Raw genomic sequence first — 1,234 nt, forward strand, 5'->3', positions numbered from 1 at the left:
GTGGAGGCGCCCTGCGCGCGGGCGGTGCCGCGGCCGTCGATCTCGCGGACCAGGGTCAGGGTGACGGCGGCGAGGCGTTGCTGAAGACGGTGCGCGGCGTCGAGCGCGGCGACCAGCTCCTGCTCGGTGAGGGGCCAGGCGGCCGTGTCGACGCAGGCAGCGACCGCGTCGTCCGCCTGCGCCAACTCCTCAACCATGACCAAAGACTAGAACAGGTGTACGACAAATTCAGTCACCATGATCGATTGCTGTCAGACCATGCGGAGAGGATTCGGCCGGCGGTGACTGTCACAGGCCGGCGTGCATGGTCAGGCTCTGCCGCAGGTGGAGTTTCGGCCTGGATCCGACGACCGAGCCGACGACCTCGCCCCGACGGAACACCAGCAGCGTCGGCAGGGACATGACCGCGTAGCGTCGCGTGGCCTGCGGGTTGTCGTCGGAGTTGAGCTTGGCGATGACCATCCGGTCGCCGAACTCCTGTGCCAGCTCGACGAGGCTCTTCTCGATCATCTTGCACGGCGGGCACCACTCCGCCCAGAAGTCGACCACGACGGGCCGGTCGCTGGTCAGCACCAGCTCGGCGAACGTGTCGTCGGTGACGGTGATCAGGGAGCTGACGCTCGTTTCCTGGGGCATGTTTCCTCCCGGTGCGCGATGGCGTGGGTGAGCTGGGTGTGCAACTGCTGACGGACCGCTCCGAGTCGATCGAGGTAGTCGTCGACCTCGGCGAGCTTGCGTCGCAGCACCAGCACGGAATCGGGACAGACGTCGCCGGACGCGTTGCCCGCCCGCAGGCAGGCGACGAACGGACGGACGTCGTCGAGGCCGAAGCCGACGTCGAGCAGCGCCCGGATCTCCCGGACGACCCGCAGCTCCGCCTCGTCGTAGACGCGGTAGCCGTTCGCCGAGCGCTGCGGGTGTACCAAGCCGTGGGCTTCGTAGTAGCGCAGCGTCCGGGTGCTCGTGCCGGCCCGTTCCGCCAGCTCGCCGATCAGCATCAGACCTCCTCGACCAGCCTGTCGCGACCAGGCTAAACCTTGCCGTCAGCGTCAAGGCAAGGCTGCGCCCGGCCCGGGCGGGCTGGCTGGCCCGCGCCAGCCCGCCAGGCCCGCGACCGGACCAACCCCGGACATGGCTCAGGGCGCCGGCTTGCCGGCGCCCTGAGCGTGTGAGTCCCAGGGCCTGTGTCGAAGCCCCTGGCCGGCCTGCGGCGGGCCCGGACGACGACCGGCCG

At 69.8% G+C, this 1,234-nt stretch carries 2 protein-coding genes and 1 pseudogene; all 3 read right to left on the reverse strand.

The features are described from left to right. Positions 1–197: pseudogene (locus ACWCO3_RS34675) on the reverse strand (HNH endonuclease signature motif containing protein); the annotation flags it as partial. Between the two features lie 91 nt (positions 198–288). After that, complete coding sequence (gene trxA / locus ACWCO3_RS34680) at positions 289–636, reverse strand: thioredoxin (RefSeq protein WP_423467178.1); 348 nt, start codon at positions 634–636, stop codon at positions 289–291. After that, complete coding sequence (locus ACWCO3_RS34685; RefSeq protein WP_145780463.1) at positions 606–998, reverse strand: MerR family transcriptional regulator; 393 nt, start codon at positions 996–998, stop codon at positions 606–608. Before ACWCO3_RS34685 ends, trxA begins: the two co-directional genes overlap by 31 nt. Positions 999–1,234 lie beyond the last annotated feature (236 nt).

The sequence above is a fragment of the Micromonospora sp. NPDC002411 genome (genome assembly GCF_053592955.1).